This window comes from Flavivirga sp. 57AJ16, assembly GCF_028736925.1.
Lineage (GTDB): Bacteria > Bacteroidota > Bacteroidia > Flavobacteriales > Flavobacteriaceae > Flavivirga.
In genome coordinates this window covers 228,982-248,873 of the sequence record NZ_JAQZAT010000007.1, presented here as the reverse complement: position 1 = coordinate 248,873, position 19,892 = coordinate 228,982, and the positions used below count along the sequence as shown (strand labels likewise).

The 19,892-nt window shown below is 33.6% G+C and carries 13 protein-coding genes; 2 read left to right on the top strand and 11 right to left on the bottom strand.

Features of this window, described 5'->3' with window-relative positions:
- Nucleotides 1–287: 287 nt before the first annotated feature.
- The 8 genes from bshA to PQO00_RS09900 all read right to left on the bottom strand — a co-directional run bounded on the left by bshA (nucleotide 288) and on the right by PQO00_RS09900 (nucleotide 12,340).
- Nucleotides 288–1,424, bottom strand: coding sequence for an N-acetyl-alpha-D-glucosaminyl L-malate synthase BshA (gene bshA / locus PQO00_RS09935; RefSeq protein ID WP_274184694.1), 1,137 nt, complete (start codon nucleotides 1,422–1,424; stop codon nucleotides 288–290).
- Nucleotides 1,425–2,281: 857 nt separating this feature from the next.
- Nucleotides 2,282–5,200, bottom strand: a complete 2,919-nt coding sequence (locus PQO00_RS09930; protein ID WP_274184693.1) for a glycoside hydrolase family 3 N-terminal domain-containing protein — start codon at nucleotides 5,198–5,200, stop codon at nucleotides 2,282–2,284.
- 392 nt (nucleotides 5,201–5,592) lie between these two features.
- Nucleotides 5,593–6,816 (bottom strand): phosphoserine phosphatase SerB, encoded by a 1,224-nt coding sequence (gene serB, locus PQO00_RS09925; protein WP_274184692.1) that lies wholly within the window; start codon nucleotides 6,814–6,816, stop codon nucleotides 5,593–5,595.
- Between the two features lie 479 nt (nucleotides 6,817–7,295).
- A complete protein-coding gene (locus PQO00_RS09920) occupies nucleotides 7,296–7,781 on the bottom strand; it encodes an ABC transporter ATPase (protein ID WP_274184691.1) in 486 nt (161 codons plus the stop codon).
- Between the two features lie 335 nt (nucleotides 7,782–8,116).
- Nucleotides 8,117–8,908, bottom strand: coding sequence for a (Fe-S)-binding protein (locus tag PQO00_RS09915; RefSeq protein WP_274184690.1), 792 nt, complete (start codon nucleotides 8,906–8,908; stop codon nucleotides 8,117–8,119).
- A 36-nt stretch (nucleotides 8,909–8,944) separates the two neighbouring features.
- On the bottom strand, nucleotides 8,945–10,252 hold the full coding sequence (locus PQO00_RS09910) for a (Fe-S)-binding protein (protein ID WP_274184689.1): 1,308 nt from the start codon (nucleotides 10,250–10,252) through the stop codon (nucleotides 8,945–8,947).
- Between the two features lie 5 nt (nucleotides 10,253–10,257).
- Nucleotides 10,258–11,190, bottom strand: coding sequence for an MlaD family protein (locus PQO00_RS09905; RefSeq protein WP_274184688.1), 933 nt, complete (start codon nucleotides 11,188–11,190; stop codon nucleotides 10,258–10,260).
- A gap of 49 nt (nucleotides 11,191–11,239) precedes the next feature.
- The gene (locus PQO00_RS09900) at nucleotides 11,240–12,340 is read right to left on the bottom strand and encodes an N-acetylmuramoyl-L-alanine amidase (RefSeq protein WP_274184687.1); all 1,101 of its coding nucleotides are present in this window, start codon (nucleotides 12,338–12,340) and stop codon (nucleotides 11,240–11,242) included.
- 146 nt (nucleotides 12,341–12,486) lie between these two features.
- On the opposite strand from PQO00_RS09900, the gene PQO00_RS09895 reads away from it, so the two are divergent.
- Entirely contained in the window at nucleotides 12,487–15,231 is a 2,745-nt protein-coding gene (locus tag PQO00_RS09895; protein ID WP_274184686.1) for a putative LPS assembly protein LptD, read from the top strand.
- A 90-nt stretch (nucleotides 15,232–15,321) separates the two neighbouring features.
- Nucleotides 15,322–15,702: a RidA family protein gene (locus PQO00_RS09890; protein ID WP_274184685.1), complete on the top strand. Its 381-nt coding sequence runs from the start codon at nucleotides 15,322–15,324 to the stop codon at nucleotides 15,700–15,702.
- A 228-nt stretch (nucleotides 15,703–15,930) separates the two neighbouring features.
- Here the strand turns inward: PQO00_RS09890 and PQO00_RS09885 are convergent, their stop codons facing one another.
- The 3 genes from PQO00_RS09885 to gap form a co-directional block, all read right to left on the bottom strand.
- Nucleotides 15,931–17,283, bottom strand: a complete 1,353-nt coding sequence (locus tag PQO00_RS09885) for a response regulator (RefSeq protein WP_274184684.1) — start codon at nucleotides 17,281–17,283, stop codon at nucleotides 15,931–15,933.
- Nucleotides 17,284–17,943: 660 nt separating this feature from the next.
- Nucleotides 17,944–18,804 (bottom strand): N-acetylglucosamine kinase, encoded by an 861-nt coding sequence (locus PQO00_RS09880; RefSeq protein WP_274184683.1) that lies wholly within the window; start codon nucleotides 18,802–18,804, stop codon nucleotides 17,944–17,946.
- A gap of 69 nt (nucleotides 18,805–18,873) precedes the next feature.
- Entirely contained in the window at nucleotides 18,874–19,875 is a 1,002-nt protein-coding gene (gene gap / locus PQO00_RS09875; protein WP_274184682.1) for a type I glyceraldehyde-3-phosphate dehydrogenase, read from the bottom strand.
- Between the last annotated feature and the right edge of the window lie 17 nt (nucleotides 19,876–19,892).

Here is a 19,892-nt window from a genome sequence, read left to right as displayed (position 1 = left end):
AAGTTAAGGAAATTTGTTCTTTATTTGTCACATTGAGCGCAGTCGAAATGCTAATAAAAACTAGAACTCCAATTGGTCTTCGACTGCGCTCAGACTGACATTACGGCCTTAACTTAATGACATTGAACTAGGCTATGCCTACGCTTTTTGCCTTGAACTTCTATTTTTTATTTCTAAATATTCTATGCTATTTTATAGCGACTTAGCTATATTTTTAGGTTTATGACATATTACGGTCAATCAAAAAAAAAATTTATTAAAAATCTTAGAAACCCAGACTAAACTATTTATAATACCAAGCACTTAGCCAAAGTATCCTCATAAATAGTTTCATATTGTGGTACAATGGCATGTAAATCGAATTTCAAAGCTTCTTTTCTGGCATTATCTTTAAAAGCCTGTAACCGTTTTTCATCACTTAAAATATAAAGGGCATTTTTAGTCATATCATCTACATCACCTGCATCGCTTAAAAATCCAGAGACCCCATGCACATTAACTTCGGGGATGCCTCCTGTATTACTTGATATAACAGGAACACAAGACGCCATAGCCTCTAACGCAGCTAATCCAAAACTTTCTGTTTGTGAAGGTAACAGGAACAAATCACTAAAGCATAATATCTTATCTATTTCATTACTTTTTCCGAAGAAAATAACTTTATCTAAAATACCTAATCTCTGGCAACGCCATTCTATTTTTTCACGCTCTGGCCCTTCTCCAACCAGCATCAATTTTGCTGGCATTTCTTTTTGAATATTGTAAAAAATAGAAATAACATCCTCTGCACGTTTTACTGGGCGTAAATTACTAATATGCGTAATGATCCTCTCATTATTACTGGCCATCATTTCCCGTTGACAATCCGTAAAATTGTGCTTATATTTATCTAAATCGATAAAATTTGGCACCACATGAATCTTATTTTTAATATCGAATAATCGCAACGTATCGTCTCTTAAACTTTGTGATACTGCTGTTACTGCATCCGACTTATTAATACTGAATTCTACTGCTGATTTATAGAATGGATGACTTCCTACTAGTGTTATATCGGTACCGTGCAGTGTTGTAACGATGGGCACATAAATACCTGCTTCTTGTAGCATTTTTTTAGCCATATAGGCTGCATAAGCATGCGGAATTGCATAATGGACATGTAGGATTTCTATTTTATGGAGCTTCACCATATCTACCAATTTACTAGATAAAGCCAACTCGTAGGGCTGATAGTGGAACAATGGGTATTCTGGTACATTTACCTCATGGTAATGTACATTGTTACTTAACAACTCCAATCGTACAGGTTGGTTGTAGGTAATAAAATGGACCTCATGCCCACGCTTGGATAATTCCAAGCCTAGCTCTGTGGCTACCACACCACTTCCTCCAAATGTTGGATAGCAAACAATTCCTATTTTCATCTTTTTAATTCTAAGTATCACAAATTTTAAAACCTGTTGATTTTCAACTTTAAGTACTCTTAACTTACAACTTTAAGTACTTCCAACTTATAACTTTAAGCACTTCCAACCTATAACTTTAAGTACTTCTAACTTATAACTTTAGGCACTTCCAACCTATAACCTTAAGCACTTTCAACTTATAACTTTAAGCACTTTCAACTCACAACCTTAAGCACTTTCAACCTATAACTTCAGGCACTTTCAACTTATAACTTTAGGCACTTTCAACCTATAACTTTAGGCACTTTCAACCTATAACTTTAGGCACTTTCAACCTATAACTTCAGGCACTTTCAACCTATAACCTTAAGCACTTTCAACCTATAACTTTAGGCACTTTCAACCTATAACTTTAGGCACTTTCAACCTATAACTTTAGGCACTTTCAACCTATAACTTTAGACACTTTCAACCTATAAATTTAGGCACTTTCAACCTATAACTTTAGGCACTTTCAACCTATAAATTTAGGCACTTTCAACCTATAACTTTAGGCACTTTCAACTTATAACTTTAGGCACTTTCAACCTATAACTTTAGGCACTTTCAACCTATAACTTTAGGCACTTTCAACCTATAACTTTAGGCACTTTCAACCTATAACTTTAGGCACTTTCAACCTATAACTTTAAGCACTTTCAACCTATAACTTCAGGCACTTTAAACTTATAACTTTAGGCACTTTCAACCTATAACTTTAGGCACTTCCAACCTATAACCTTAAGCACTTTCAACTTATAACTTTAGGCACTTTCAACCTATAACTTTAGGCACTTTCAACTTATAACTTTAAGTACTTATAACTTTAAGTACTCTTACTCCTCTATCGCTTCATAAATTAAGCGTTGTATTTCGGTTCTAATATTCTCTTTTAACAATAAATTTTTTCCTGCTTTTGGATATGTTCTATTGGCCAAAAAGATATAGACTATTTCTTCTTCGGGATCTGCCCAGGCATACGTTCCCGTAAAACCTGAATGTCCAAAACTTGTCATGGATATACAACCACAAGTTGGGCCATCTTCTCCCAATTGGGGTTTATCGAACCCAAGCCCCCTTCTATTTCCTTGTGTACAATAATAACAAGTATTAAATTTATCGATGGTTTCCGGTTTTAAGTAGCGTTTACCTCCATAATATCCTTTTTGCAAGTACATCTGCATAATTTTTGCCACATCGTTTGCATTACTAAAAACACCAGCGTGTCCCCCTATACCATTTTGCATGGCAGCCCCCATATCATGTACATAGCCATGTATTCTTTGGTGTCTATAATAATCGTCTACTTCTGTTGGAACGATTTTCTTACTGCTTATTTTATAATATGGGTTGTACAATGTATTATTAGCTCCTAATGATCGATAAAAATGATCTTGTACCAGTTCATCAAGTGTTTTGTCGTAATGAGTTTCTATAAATTTCTTTAAAATATAATATGGGAAATCGCTATATCTATATCTTAGTCTATTTAATAATTCCGAATCTTTAATAATATTATTTATAGAATCCTTATAGTCGGAACGTAAAAATAAATTCTTAGTAACCTCTATATTAAATTTATTAGTTCTTTTTCCTCTATAATATTTTTTAGCCGGTCGTTTGGTAACAGTGTCCAAAGTACGGAAATAAAAGGGCTCCCACGGTCTCAATCTCGCATAATGGGACAACATATTTTTAATGGAGACTCCTTCCTTATTTGAGCCTTTATATTCTGGTAATATTTCTGAAAGTTTAGTATCTAATGATACAATACCTTTCTCTTCTAATTCCATGAGCAATGGCAATGTTGCTAATATTTTTGTTAAAGATGCCACATCATAAATATCATCGAACTTTACCTTATTTTTTCCTTTGTAAGTATGCTTGCCAAAATTTTTATTGTAGATAACCTGTCCTTTCCTTGCAATTAATAATTGAATGCCAGGTGTCATTTTTTGTTTAACTGCATATTCTGCAACAGAATCTACTCGCTTTAATTTTTGAGAGTTCATCCCTACACGCTCTGGAACAGTATACCCTAGTCTTTTAATAGCATTGATATGAAACCCTTCTCCCTCTTTAAAAAAGTCCCCAATAGATACTGGTAATTGCCCTTTGGCAGGAATAGCACCAAAAATAAGTTGTGCCGATTTTTGCTGTGCTATTTCACTGTTTTGATAACTAAGAACCATACCTTCTATGTTCTCGATACTTTTTAGCTCTGAAAGCGCATAAGGTTTAACAAAAGCATCTAAAATAACCGTATGATTTCGAGCTATTTCTTGCAACCAAACCAATTCTTTATTAGTGAATTGATATGGTTTCCAAGGACTATCGTTAGAACGGTGCAAACCAATAATTACGGTATTATACACTTGAAGCTTTTTAATTAAGTCATTTAATTTTTCTGCTTCTATATGGTGTACTTTCGTGTATTTTTTTAATTCATTAAAAAATGCCGAACCACTATCGTCACCCATATTCACATAGGCTATCGTCTTAGTTTCCAATTCTTTTAAAGGCATAAAATGCTTATCGTTCTTTACGACGGTAATAGCATTCTCCATCAACTCTTCATATAAAATATCATCTTCTAACCTATTTAAATCTTTGGTCAAATTAAACAACCCTATAGGCTCATAATTATTTAACCCTACTTTATACTTGGTTTTCAATATCTTTTTAACAGAATGCGCCAAACGCTCTTCGGTAATATCGCCTTTATTGCAAGCTTCAATAATTTTAGAAACACCTATGCCAACATCTTCAGACATTAACATGACATCGTTCCCAGCATTAAAAGCAGCCAAGTCTATATCCCCGGTTTCACTAAAGTTTGATACACCTTTCATGGTGAGTGCATCTGTAAATATGAGTCCTTGAAAACCTAAAGAATCTTTTAAAATGTTGGTAACAATATGCTTTGATAATGAAGATGGATAGCCAGAACGAGGCTCTAAACTGGGGACGTTTAAATGTGCCACCATCACGCTAGATAAACCTTCCTTTATGAGTCTTTTATATGGATACAGTTCTATAGAATCGATACGCTTTTCATTAAAACTTATAGTGGGCAATCTTTCGTGTGAATCTTGATCTGTATCCCCATGACCAGGAAAATGTTTTGCACTAGCTAAAACGCCTGCTTTCTGCATACCTCTCATAAAAGCTGATGCTTTTTCGGTGACATTATCCCTGTCTTCTCCAAAAGACCGATTGCCTATTATTGGGTTTTTAGGGTTGGTATTAATATCGGTAACTGGTGCAAAGTTAAAATGAACCCCTAACCGTTTACAATGTTCCCCTATCTTTCTTCCTGCTTGTTCTATAAGATCATTGTCTTTTATAGCCCCTAGTGTCATATTCCAAGGAAAGGCATAGGTCGAGTCCAAGCGCATACTCAACCCCCACTCTGCGTCCATCCCAACCAGTAACGGTGTTTTAGAAAATGATTGTAGTTCATTATTCAATTTTGCCTGTCTAACGGGACCGCCATTAGAATAAATAATACCACCAATGTGATAATCTTTAATTAACTGAACAATTTTATTTTTAGAAGTAGCATCTTGGTCGGACATCACTTGCACCATATATAACTGTCCTACTTTTTCTGCTAAAGTCATAGATTCATAAATACTATCTACCCATTTTTGTTGCGCTTCTACATCATCAGCCCATAGCGGGTTTTTAGTCGCTTGACCAAACGTGAAAAAGATTGTAAAAAATAATACTACTGTAAAAAAAATACGGTACATAGAAAGAATTAATTAGAGACATTATTAGTAACTAACTTAAGAAGTGATTTAAACTTTTTTTATTGGCTACAAAATAGTTTTTTACATTCTTTTGTTGTCTTTTTACTATTTCGTAACACAGCTTTGTACCACAAAAAGTATGCAAAATGAACAAAGTTCGACTATTTTTTACTTCAATAAAAAAGTTTATACCTCTTCAATGCTAATAATGCCAAATTAATACTTTTAAAGAGAAGATGAAAAGACTTTTAAAGAGATTTTAAAGAAGTAATGAACTACATTTCAACAAACGAAATACCTGCTCTTATTGGCAGGTTCTTCTTTATTTTTCTTAACCTTTTTAATATGAGTCATAAACCACTCAAAAACAGAACGGTATCTGTTTTTTTTAATTATTCGATTAAATCTATATGTCTGTCGTGATATCCCAACAAATACAGCACGCCATCTAAACCTATACTCGATATAGAGCTTTGTGCATTATCCTTTACCGTGGGTTTGGCATGAAAAGCAATCCCCAACCCGGCAAGATTAAGCATTGGCAAATCGTTTGCACCATCACCAACAGCTATAGTTTGACTAATATCTATGTCTTCATTTTTAGCAATTTCCCTAAGATACTCTGCTTTTTTATCGCCATCAACAATATCACCTATATAGTCACCAGTTAAAACACCATCCTTAATATCCAATTGATTAGCATATACGTAATCCATACCCAGTGTTTCTTTTAAATAGTGACCAAAGTATGTAAATCCACCTGACAGTATAGCCGTTTTAAACCCGTAACTTTTCAATGTATCGATAAGTCTTTTGGCGCCTTTAGTTATGGGTAGATTTATTGCCACATCATGAAGCACTTCTTCCTTTAACCCTTTTAAGAGTTTCATACGTCTTTTAAAACTCTCCTTAAAGTCAATTTCTCCTAGCATTGCAGATTCTGTAATTGCTTTTACTTCATCGCCAACACCCGCTAATTCTGCCAACTCATCGATAACTTCAGTTTGTATTAATGTAGAGTCCATGTCGAAACAGACCAAACGCCTGTTTCTCCTGTATATATTATCTTCCTGAAATGCTATATCTACATCTAAATCACTCGAAATTTGCATAAATCTCTCAGTAAACTCAGCTTTATTATCTATTTTTCCTCTAATGGATAGTTGGATACAAGCCCTAGGATACTCCTCTTCTTTAATAAGTGATAAACGTCCAGTAAGCCTTTTTATAGAATCTATATTTAAATTCTTTTCTGATATTATTTTAGTAACTTCTGATATTTGTTGGGCAGTAAGCCTTTCCCCCAAAATAGTAACAATATATCGATCTTTACCTTGTAGTGTTACCCAATTTTCATAATCTTCGTGTGAAATGGGTGTAAATTTAGCATGAATACCAAGTTCATAAGCCTTAAAAAGCAAATCTTTTAATACGGCCGCTGATTTTTTTCCTGACTCAATTTTAAACAAGATCCCTAAAGACAATGTATCATGGATATTCGCTTGTCCAATGTCTAGGACTTTGGCACCATATTCTGCTAAAACAGATGTTAAACTGGAGGTCAACCCTGGTTTGTCTTGCCCTGAAATGTTTAATAATACAATATCGTTAGCCATAATATCATTTTTATACTTTATGAGCATAAAAATGATTATTCTATTTGATATATAAAAGTTTTTTAAGGTTTAATAGTCTTGTTCGCTTAAATTTTATAGTTCTCATAAATTTTAAGATTTACTTTTAAAAATTAACTAATTAATTCCTGCGAAAGCAGGAATCTTATTAATTGAAGCTATAATTTATTTTGTTTATCAGAGCCATGAAACTTCGAAATAAATTTGGAATGACGCAAAAGATGCGCTTATGAAACAAAACGGGTATTTAATAAAGAATTTCTTGAAACGAACCCTGCCTTGCCGGCAGGCCCGACACAAAGCGTCGAGGAATTCTTTTCGATTAACGTAAACAATACATCAAGGAATTTATGCTAGCTTGAGTGTCAAAACTGTGATTTAGTGTATTGGAAACGAATAAATTTCTTATCAAAAAGAACTTTTCGATAGTTAATGAGATTCCTGCTTTCGCAGGAATTAGGCTATTTAACGAACCTACTATGCCAACTCTCACTAGCGGGAACTTCCCAGTTTTCTTTAAACTCGGCAATATTGGTAACTAGGTTATTGAAAACAATGGTGTTTTTAGAAATGGCTTTATCTTTTGCCATTTTTTTAAAGTCAACAAGTGGCTTATAAGCAATATAGCCTCCTTGCTTATAGGAAACATTCATCTTGTCCATTAAATCGACATTATAATCTTTTTCCAATTGCTGAATAAAATGTACCGAGGCATCAATAGAGCAACCTGAAGCATTATGTGAATTTTGATTCACCCCTATAATTATAAAGCGTTTATATTTAACTAAGTATCCTGCTTGTAAATCACTTCCGTGTGCAGTCCAGTTCTCAAGAAACACACCTAACTTAGATTGTATTTCTTCAATTTCCTGCTCTGTAAAAGATCGGTTCGCTTGATATATCCAAACACGGGATTCTTCTGGTAATGTATTAAAGTTTACTAACATGCTTTAATTTTAGAATTACGATTGATGATTTTTGAATTTAGAACTTAAAAAAGCCCTTCTCCTTATCATACAAAAATACGGATTTACATCCAATCTTTGTATTGTGATTCCTCCTTAAATATAATCACTACTTGCTATACGCTTTTTATCGTTATATGTGAAATAGAACAGTTAAACCTTGAACTCTTGAAGGCATAATACCAAAAATTTAAGAAGAAAAAATGGAATTAATAGCTCTTATAACCCATTATAACTAAATGAGGCTATTATTTAGTATTCCAAAAAGATCATATAAAATAAAAATTGAAGACTAGTCGTTTTTTTTTGCTTTTATATTATAGATCTTGTGCATTAGCTATCAATTCGGCGATATCCATAACAGCCACATCGGCTTCTTTTTCTTTAGCTTTTACGCCATCGGTCATCATGGTATTACAAAATGGGCAACCTGCTGCGATGATTTCTGGTTTTACTTCTAAAGCTTGTTCGGTACGTTCAACATTTACTTCCTTGTCTCCCTTTTCAGCGTCCTTAAACATTTGCGCACCTCCTGCCCCACAACACAAACCATTACGTCTGCAATTTTTCATTTCGACCAATTCTGCCTCTAATTTCTGAATGAGATCTCTTGGTGCCTCATACACATTATTAGCACGCCCTAAATAACAAGGATCGTGAAACGTAATACGTTTTCCTTTAAACTTTCCGCCTTCTATAGTTAAGCGCCCATCATCCAGTAAGGCTTTTAAAAACTGTGTATGGTGCATCACTTCATAGTTACCTCCTAGTTCCGGATATTCATTTTTTATAGTATTAAAACAATGTGGGCAGGCTGTTACTATTTTTTTCACTTCATAAGCGTTTAGCACCTCTATGTTAGTTACCGCCTGCATTTGAAATAAAAACTCGTTTCCGGCTCTTTTTGCAGGGTCTCCAGTACAGCTTTCTTCGGTTCCCAATACTGCGAATTCGATATTAGCCTTGTTTAATAGTTTAACAAAAGCTTTTGTTATTTTTTTTGCTCTATCATCAAAACTACCTGCACAACCAACCCAGAACAATACTTCAGGTTGCTTGCCTTGAGCCATAAATTCTGCCATCGTTGGCACTTTTAGTAATTCGCTCATGTCTTATTTTGATTTTTTTTGAATTTATAAAATAAACTAGTCGTTCTTCCAATTTAATCTGTCCATTTGGTTATAGGGCCACGGTGCACCATTATTTTCAATATTGGTCATCATATTATTTAGCTCGGCAGGGGCAGCAGACTGCTCCATAACCAAATAACGACGCATATCCAAAATAATGGACAATGGATCTATACTTACGGGACAAGCCTCTACACAAGCATTACATGAAGTACACGCCCACAGCTCTTCTCTTGTTATGTAATTATCCAATAGTTGTTTTCCGTCGTCTTTAAACGTTCCTTTATGGGCATCCATATTTTTACCAACTTCCTCTAAACGGTCCCTGGTATCCATCATGATTTTACGAGGTGATAATTTTTTACCTGTTTGGTTAGCAGGACACTCACTGGTACAACGCCCACATTCTGTACATGTATAAGCATTTAATAATTGCACCCAACTTAAATCCTGTACATCACTGGCACCAAATTTAGCGGGTACTTCCCCTTCGGCGCCTGCTGCTGGTGCTGCGAACGGATCGATGTTTGGATCCATCATCATTTTTACCTCTTTTGTAACAGCTTCTAAATTATCCAACTGTCCTTTGGGCCGTAACTTTCCGTAGTAGGTGTTTGGAAATGCTAACAATATATGTAAATGCTTTGAGTAATAGAGGTAGTTTAAGAAGACCAATATACCAATGATATGCATCCACCATGCCCCCCGTTCAATAAAATGTAATGTACTATTTGATAGGCCACTAAACCAAGGTGCTATGAATTGGCTTATGACATTCCCTGAGTTTAAATCTTGAAAATGAACATCTGTAGCATTCATGACTAAAAACAGCGTCATTAAAACCATTTCAAAATACAGAATGTAATTGGCATCATTTTTTGGCCAACTGGTCATCTCTGATTTCCAGAAGCGTTTTAATTTTATCATGTTTCTTCTAATCCAAAAAAGGATTACAGACACAAAAACCAAAATGGCCAGTATTTCAAAAGAACCAATTAAAACACCATACAAGCTTCCTATTGAAGAAAATATACGGTGTGTCCCTAATACACCGTCAATAACAATTTCCAAGACTTCAATGTTGATTATTATAAAGCCAACATATACCACCACATGTAAAAAGCCCGCAATGGGCCGACGTACCATTTTACTTTGTCCCAAGGCGATCATCGCCATGTTTTTCCAACGTTGCGATTTATTATCACTAACATCCACTTCTTTTCCCAGTTTAATATTCCTGGTAAGTTTTTTTACATTTTTAACAAAAAAGCCAATACTGGCTATTAGTGCAATAGCAAAAAGAATGTTAGGTAAATAATGCATAAGGTTTATTTAGTTTCTTCCTCTTTATAAGGAATTTCCTTTCTTGATAAAATTCGGAAATAACGTTTAGGATGCAACTTGATATCTCTCAATAAGGATTCCATCTCTTTAGTAGCGCCTTCTAAATTATTATACAAAGTTTCGTCCTTAAGAAGTTTTCCCATAGAACCTTTTCCTTCTTTAAGACCTACTAATATGCTGTTTAAATTATCAAGCGTATTTTTTAAAGAGGCTACGGTTGTACTAATTTCAGCATTTTTTAATTCAGCAGTCAATACTGCTAAATCATTACTGGATGCTTTAAATTTTTCAAGGATATCAGCTATATTCTTATCGTTTTTAGAAAGTACATTATTAACCGTATTTGAAGTCGTTTTAAAGGATTTTAAAGTTTCATTTAATTCTTTAATAGTCCTTTTTAGCCCTGTTTCGGAGTTATCATTAACGAACTTATTTAAACTCGTAAACAGCGTGTCTGTTGCTCTTAATGTGGAATTTAATTCGCTACTAATTCCCGAAAAGTTTTTGGATAGACTGGATACCAGTCCGGTTTCTACTTCAGATTTTAAAACATCACCAGGTTTTGCCATGTCACCATCTTTGGCTAATATGATGGCTATAGCATTTCCGCCCATTAAACTCGTTTCATAAAGTCTAACGACACTATTTTTCGAAAATTTCAATTCTTCGTTTACAAAAAAGGCTACCTTGGTTTTTCCTGTTTTATAATCGTAGGTAATATCTTTGATCCTTCCTACTGAGTTACCTTTAACGGTCACTAAGGACGATTGGGATAAGGCATTATAATCAAACTCCGTATAATAAACATTCGTAGAATCGAATAGGTTTTGCCCCTTTAAATAGTTAAATCCAAAAATAAAAAGGACGATTCCCGATATAACTAATATGCCTGTTTTAACTTCTTTTGATATTTTCAAACTAAAATGTATTAGAAAACAAATTTAAAATAAATTTGAAAGAAACAACTTAATTCGTAGTAGTTTTTAAAGCATCTATCAATGCTATTTTTTTCCCGGCTTTAAAAGCCACAACAAAACTAGAGGTATATCCTTTTTCTGCAGCCTCCTCTTCGAGTTCTTTTATTTTATCATAATTTGGTGTAGCGCCGTAAAAATACTTGTAAACATTACCATCTTTTAAACGGGAAATCCCCTCTAGCCCCTTAAAATTATAAGGTTTTGTTTCTAGAGGTGTTGAACCTGCCGCAATTTGTACTTTAAAAATGATATCATTTAAAGTTGTTGACTCTACAGTTTCTGCTGTATCGTTTATTATCGAATAATCATTCACATTTTTTTCTAAACTACTCTTATATTCTAATATAGCGCTAACAATAGAATTGGACATTTGTTGTTGCCCTTTTTTAGAATTCAAATAAGAACCTTCTTTTTTATACGATAAAAACCCTGTTTCAACCAATACACTTGGCATAACGGTTTGATGTAAAACAATAAACCCGGCTTGTTTAACGCCTCTATTTTTACGCTTTAGTGAATGCGTAAACTTGTTTTGTATTAAACTTGCCAACATAATACTTTGATCCAGGTACTCTTCTTGGCTCAATAGTATACTCATAACAGATTCTGGCGAATTAGGATCAAAGCCCGCATAATTTTTCTCGTAATCATTTTCAAGAAAAATTACTGAATTTTCCTTTTTTGCAACTTCAAAATTGGTTTGGTTCCTATGGGTTCCTAATACAAATGTTTCTGTTCCATGAGCTTGCGAATTATGAGCATTACAATGCACCGACACAAATAAATCGGCATTTGCCTTATTGGCAATTTGCCCCCTAACGAACAAATCAATAAATACATCTTTTTTTCGTGTATAAACGACTTTTATATTGGGGTTTTTCTCAAGTTCCTTCCCTACTTCCAAAACGATCTTTAAGGCAATATCCTTTTCTTTATAACCATTACCTAAATTGCCCGGGTCATGTCCGCCATGCCCAGCATCTAAAACAACAACAAACTTACCATCATTTAAATTCCCATTTTTTTTAAATGAAGAAAGTGTTAATACTATTATAAAGGATACGAAAAGTAATACTCTGTGCGTTTTCATGTGATATATAAATTAATTTTAATCGAAGAATCTGTCTAAGTAAGAAGGATATCATATAAGAGTTTCATCGATTAAAAAACCCAGTTTATTTTAATTTTAAATTTTTAATTGATTATTAAATCAATCACAGAAAAATATATGTAATTTTGGCAATTCAAAAACCGAGCCATACTTTTACAAAAATACATTTAAAAGCGTTGCATACAAACAACTTTAAAATACTTTTTGCATTAAGTTTTACAGTGTTTATTAACACGTTTAGCTTTTCCCAGGACATCCCAAAAAAGGGAAAAACCATTAACCGAAGTGTTAGAGATAGCGTGATTGTTAACACGGATAGCCTTTTAGTTCCCGAAGTAACTGAAAAGAATCAAGATTCTACATTAACAGATTCTATGGCTCCTAAAAAAGAACTTTTAGAGCATATTGTGACTTATCACGCAGATGATTACACCAAATTCAATCAAAAAAAACAAAAGCTTTATTTGTACAATAATGCTAAGATCGACTATGGTGACATGAATATTACTTCTGGTAGTATTGTTATTGATTATACTAAAAACACGGTGTATGCCAAAGGAATAACAGATTCTATTGAAGGATACACCCAAAAACCCGTTTTCACTCAAGGAAGCAATGTTGTAGAACCGGATTCTATTGTTTTTAATACCGAGTCAAAAAAAGCACTTATATTTAATTCTAAAACAGAACAAGGTGAAGGTACGGTCATTGCCCAAGTTACCAAGAAAGAGAATGACTCTGTTTACTTTTTAAAAAACGCTAAATATACAACTGCTGTTGATCTTGAGGATCCTGAGTATTATATTAAACTTAGAAAAGCCAAAATTGTTCCTGGTAAAAAAATAGTTACGGGACTGGCCAATTTATTTATATATGATGTTCCCACACCTATAGGGTTGCCTTTTGGTTTTTTTCCACAAAGTGAAAAGCAAACTTCTGGGGTCATCATACCTTCATTTGGTGAACAGAACGATCGTGGGTTCTTTTTACAAAATGGCGGGTATTATTTTGCGATAAACGATTATGTCGATTTAGCGGTTATAGGGGATTACTATACCAATGGCAGTTATGGCCTTCGATTAGAAAGCACTTATGCCAAGCGTTATAAGTTTAGAGGTAATTTAGGTTTTAGATATGAAAATTTAATTAATAGTGAACGTGGTTTCCCCGATTACTCCAGAAATACTATTTACAACTTACGTTGGTCCCATAGCCAGGATAGCAAAGCAAATCCTAACTCTCGATTTTCAGCTTCGGTTAACTTGGGTAGTAGCACCTATTATCGTTCATCTGTAAATCAAGTCAATACCGGTGCTTTTTTAAATAACACCTTATCATCGTCTGTATCGTATTCTAAAACATTTCAAGGGGAACCGCAGGTGAATTTTAGCGTCACAGCGACACATTCCCAAAACACGAATACCGAGAGCATAAACATGACACTTCCTACATTTCAAGGTAGTATTGGCAGAATGTACCCATTTGCTTCAAAATCAGGATCAAAAAAAGGGGTTATTCAAAATATAAACTTACAGTATAATGTGAGGGGTGAAAATAGAATTCAAACAACCGACTCCCTTTTCTTTAAAAAGGAAATGTTTGACGATGCCAAAGCAGGTTTTCAGCATACCATCCCTTTAAGCACTAATTTTAAATTATTTAAATATTTCAGTCTCAGTGCCAGTACCAATTTTAATGAAGTTTGGACTTTTAAAACCGTGGATAAGTCATATGACCCTATAGAGCGTAAAGAAATCGTAGAAACCATAAATGGTTTTGACTCTTTTAGGACCTATAATTTTAGCACCAGTTTAGGTACTACTATTTATGGTATGTTCAATTTTGAAAAAGAAGGCAAGGATACTAAAATAAAAGCCATAAGACATATCATAAGGCCTTCAATAAGTTATAATATTAATCCTGCCTTTGATAAATATTATGACAGTTATGAAGTTATTAGTGCAGACAACCTAACAACCAGCGATGTTGAGTTTTCTAGATTTGATGGCGGTGTTTTTGGGGTGCCTAATAAAAACTTTTCTAGTTCTATGGGAATCTCCGTATCCAACAATATAGAAGCAAAAGTTCGTGATAGGGACAGTACTGCTACAGAACCTAAAAAAGTCATATTATTAAATAATCTAAACTTTTCTACTTCTTATAATTTTGCCGGTGATTCACTACAGTGGAGCCCAGTTAGAATGAGCGGTGGCACACAGCTTTTTAACAATAAAATGAGCGTAAATTTTGGAGCTACTTTAGATCCGTATGCGTTGGACAACAACAATAAAAAAATTAATAAATTCAATATTGATAATGGCGGCAGCCTTTTTAGGTTAACAAGTGCAAACTTGACCACTAGTTGGTCTATATCCAGCAAAAAAGGGGGTAAAGAAAAAGATAAAAATATAGATGAAAATTTACGGAGTGGTGGTCGTGCTGATGATCTATTTGGGGTTTCTGAAGATTTTGCCAATCAGCAGATCAATAATGACGAAGATGACGAAGAAGAAATTCCAAGTGAACACTATAATTATAAAATTCCTTGGAGTCTACGGTTAGCCTATGCTGTAAACTATTCAAATTCCAGGAGGCAAAAAGAAATTTCATCACATTCACTTATGTTTTCTGGAGACTTAGAGCTCTCACCCAAGTGGTCTATTGGCGCATCGTCGGGTTACGATTTAAAGAATGCGGGCTTTACTTATACGCAATTGCGTTTTGAACGTGATTTATTGAGTTGGCGTATGAATTTTAGTTGGGTACCTTTTAGTTCAAGAAGTTCTTGGAATTTCTTTATTGGTATTAAATCGAGTATTTTAAAAGATTTAAAATATGAAAAACGTAGACAACCAGATATTAGGCTCTAGCTCTAGGGATTTATTCTGCTGTTGCTTTAATAATTTAAGAAAAGTATAATAAGATTTCCGCTTTCGCGGAAATAAAAAATATATATTTTTATGAAAAAAATAATTACAACATCTAAAGCACCAGCTCCTATTGGTCCTTATAATCAAGCCATTTTAAGTGGTAATACTTTATATACTTCTGGACAAATTGCCTTTAATCCAAAAACGGGCGTTCTTGTTCTGGACGATATAAAAACTGAAACAGCTCAAGTTATGCAGAATCTTAAAGCGGTTTTAGAAGCAGCAAACATGACTTTTGAGCACGTTATAAAAACGTCTATTTTTATTAGTAACATGGATGATTTCAACCAAATAAATGACATCTACGGCAGCTATTTTAACGATGATACAGCGCCTGCACGAGAAACTGTACAAGTAGCCAAACTACCCAAAAATGTCAATGTAGAGATTAGCATGATAGCTGTTAAATAAAAAGACCAAAGGTATAAGACCGCTTTGCTTTTAGAACAAAGACTTAATTGGAACTAATACCAAATAAACATTATTTTCAATAAATCTGAATTATCCAAATAATCTTAACTAGCATTAAAAGCAAGGTGCTTAATTGTAGAGCTTTTATTAACTATAGTTATAGCCAGATTTCAAACTGTATTCAATAATTTTAATCGGATAACGATAAAAAAAGATAAAAGGATAAATTTAAATGGATGTTTCTTTATCCTTCTTAGAGTATTTAATTAATAACTCTTTTAGCCTGTCTGTTTGTATTGGCTTCGCTAAAAACTCATCGATCCCTGCTAGTTTGGCATTAGTGATATCCTCTTCAAAGGCACTTGCCGATACTGCAATTATAGGTGTGTTTTTATGAGCGTATTTTTCAGTTTCTTGAATGGCCTTGGTTGCTTGATATCCATCCATATCTGGCATGTAGATATCCATAAACACCATATCGAAATCTAAAATCTTGTATAGTTCGACCGCTTCAATACCATTTTTCACAAAAGTACAATCGGCACCTTGGCGTTCTAGCAAAAATTTAATGACCTTTTGATTGGTTCGATTGTCTTCAGCTACCAAAACATTAAACTTATCTTGAAGAATAGGTTTTAACGCAATATTTTCTGCTTCAATATTTAATGTCTTTTTTAACTGTAAACTAAAATAGAAAGTGGAGCCTTCATTTTCTTTACTTTCTAATTTCAACTCGCCTCCCATTAGTTTTATTAGTTGATACGAAATAGAAAGTCCGATACCCCCTCCCCTATAATCTCTTATCATAGACGGATTATGCGGATTTGAAGCGTTATTAAAAATTCGTTTAACTTCTTCTTGTCGCATACCTATACCAGTATCCTTAATATAAAATGTTACTATTTGGTCGTCATCAATACCAATAGATTGATCAACTATAACCGAGATCTTCCCTTGGTTAGTAAATTTTATAGCGTTGTTAATCAAGTTAATTAATACTTGTTGAATTTTAGCCGAGTCTCCCAATACAGAAAACGTGTCTTTTTCTTCATACAAAAACTCAAAATCAAATTCCAAACCTTTTTCCCAAGCTTGATATTCAAAAACCTTAAAAAGATGGGACAAATCCGATTTTAAATCTATTGCCAATAAATTTAATTTAAGGTTTCCTGTTTCCGCATCAGCATTCTCAGTTACCATGTTCACTAATTGCAATAAATGCTTTGAAGAATATTCTGCTATTTCAACTTGTGCTTTCTGATCATCATCAAGTCCTGTCTGTTTTAACATATTTAGCATACCTAAAACAGTATTAAGCGGTGTACGAACCTCATAACTCATGTTTGCTAAATAAATTGATTTATGCTCAATTATTTTTTCAGATGCTTCTAGAGTTGCTTTCAACTCATTAATCCGCCTGTTTAGATTTAATTGTATGGTCTCGTTTTTTAACTGATTTTTAAAAAAATACTGTAATACAAAAACTTGTAGTATGGCTAGAATAAATAAAAATAAAGTAATAGTTTGTAATTCAATTTTCTTTTCAATAAATAAACAACTTACCAATAGTATTATGGCCATGGATATAAAAATAAGAAAAGACAATATCCTCCTTTTTTTTATAGATTTAGTAAATTGTGAGAAAAGACCCATTTTTTGATACGTTTTAACAAACTTATTCAAATTATATTAAAACTTTATAATTCCTTATATTTTTATTTCTCTTAACGCCATTATCTTGTTCTGAAATTTATAAACCAATATAGTCTTTATTGGTTTTTTTCACTAACTCTTAATGCTGAACTACAGTTATTTAAAACCCTTTACTTAGTATATTGAAGTCACTCATTACTATTTTTGTAATGATTAATATATCGGGTTATGAATTCATGCTAAACATGAATAATTGGTAAAACCTTATTAGCGAGCACATTATTGAAACGCTACAGTTTTGGAGTTTTATATTTCCATAATCTCTTCGATGATGGTATGTTTAATAGATGCACAAATACTAATCTATTAATTAAATCAATAAAGCCATAAACATGTTTCACCCGTTCCATACCCAATCCCTGACTCACTGGCAGGCAGGTCCGAGGCCAGCCTCGAGGAATTCTTTAAGGTTAATTTTTATATGATAATGGGAACAATGAATTCATGAATCTTTAGATTTCATAGAAAAGACAACCTTAACGCAATCTTTATAAGCCGCGTCTCATAGTATGCTTATCAAACTAAAGCTTATAGGCTTTTAGTGTGATAAGACACTAGGCCTTCAATGGGTCTTCGTTCAAAATTACCAACTCTAAATCCCATTTCTTGAGCTACAGCTTTGATTTCTTTCTGTGAGAAAAAGGCAATAGATCCTGCAAAATGAACTGGAACGGTTTTTAGTTCTTCTTTAAATTGCATAATCATATTAGTAGCAAATAATCGGATGCCTTTCTTTATAAGATTGACAATATATTCTGAATCCTTATTTAAAAACATAAACTCAGCAAAATTGGCTAGATAGGCATTAGGGTTAGGTTGTTTATATAAATTATATTTTATATAATCGGACTCCATATTAAATTTACTGCCTATAGCGATTTTAATATCTTCTGGCATATGATTAAAATAATAATCTCTAATCAATTGACGGCCATAGTAATTACCAGAGGCATCATCCATAATAGAATATCCTAAAGAAACAACGCGCTGATCTAATTTCTCGCCATCATAATAACTACAATTAGATCCAGTTCCCAGGATACAAACTACCGCTGCTTCTTTATCATGGTTAATAGTGGAATAAATGGCAGCCATGGTATCTTCATTGACTTCAACATGGGCGTTAACAAATACCTCCTCTAATACTTCTTTTAAAAGTGCTACTGGTTTCACGGTACCACAACCAGCTCCATAAAAGAAAACATGTGTGACACTTTTCTTATGTTCTTTTAATAAACTATTGGATTTAATTATTTTTTTTAATTTCTTTTTTGGCAAAATAGCTGGATTAAGCCCTTTAGTACGCATTTTTTCCAGTAATTTATTCCCATTACTATCTACCGCTATCCAATCAGATTTTGTAGAACCACTATCAACAATTAAGATCATAAGTTTTCACATAAAAAGTCCACAGAGTTACTTTATTAATAAAGTAACTCTGTGGACTAAATTAATAATTTATATTGAACCGATATGTTGTGCTAAATCAACCAATTTAGTTGAATAACCAAATTCATTATCGTACCATGATACTAATTTAACAAAATTATCATTCAATGCCATACTTGCGTTTGCATCAAATGTACTTGTTTTTGGTTCTGATACAAAATCTTGAGATACCACACCTTCTTCAGTGTATCCTAAAATACCCTTTAATTCATTTTCTGAAGCTTCTTTTAAAGCGGCTTTTATCTCTTCGAAAGAAGCACTTTTTTCTAAGCGACATGTTAAATCTACAACAGATACATCAACTGTAGGAACTCTAAAGGCCATACCTGTTAATTTACCATTTAATTCTGGAATTACCTTGCCTACTGCTTTTGCTGCTCCTGTAGATGCTGGTACAATGTTATTTAAAGAAGCTCTACCTAATCTGTAATCTTTCCTTGATGGACCATCAACAGTAAACTGTGTTGCTGTAGCAGCGTGAACTGTGGTCATTAAACCTTCAACAATACCAAATTTATCGTTAATTACCTTTGCTAAAGGTGCTAAACAGTTTGTTGTACAAGATGCATTAGATACAATCGTGTTCTCTGCAGTAATTTCGTTGTGATTAACACCCATTACAAACATTGGGGCATCTGCAGATGGTGCAGAGATAGCTACTTTTTTAGCACCAGCAGTAATATGCTTTTGAGCACCTTCTAAAGTAGTGAAGATACCTGTACAATCTAAAACAACTTCAGCTCCAACCGCATCCCATTTTAAATCCTCTGGGTTACGTTCTGCCGTAATTCTTATTTCATTACCGTTAACGACTAAGTTACCGTTGTTTGTATCTATAGTTCCATCAAACTGTCCGTGAACAGAATCGTATTTTAATAAATATGCTAAATGATCTACATCCAGTAAATCGTTTATTCCAACTACTTCAATATCTGGTCTAGAAGCTGCTACTCTAAAAGCAATTCTTCCAATTCTCCCAAATCCGTTAATTCCTAATTTTAATTTTGACATAATCTTGTTTATAAATG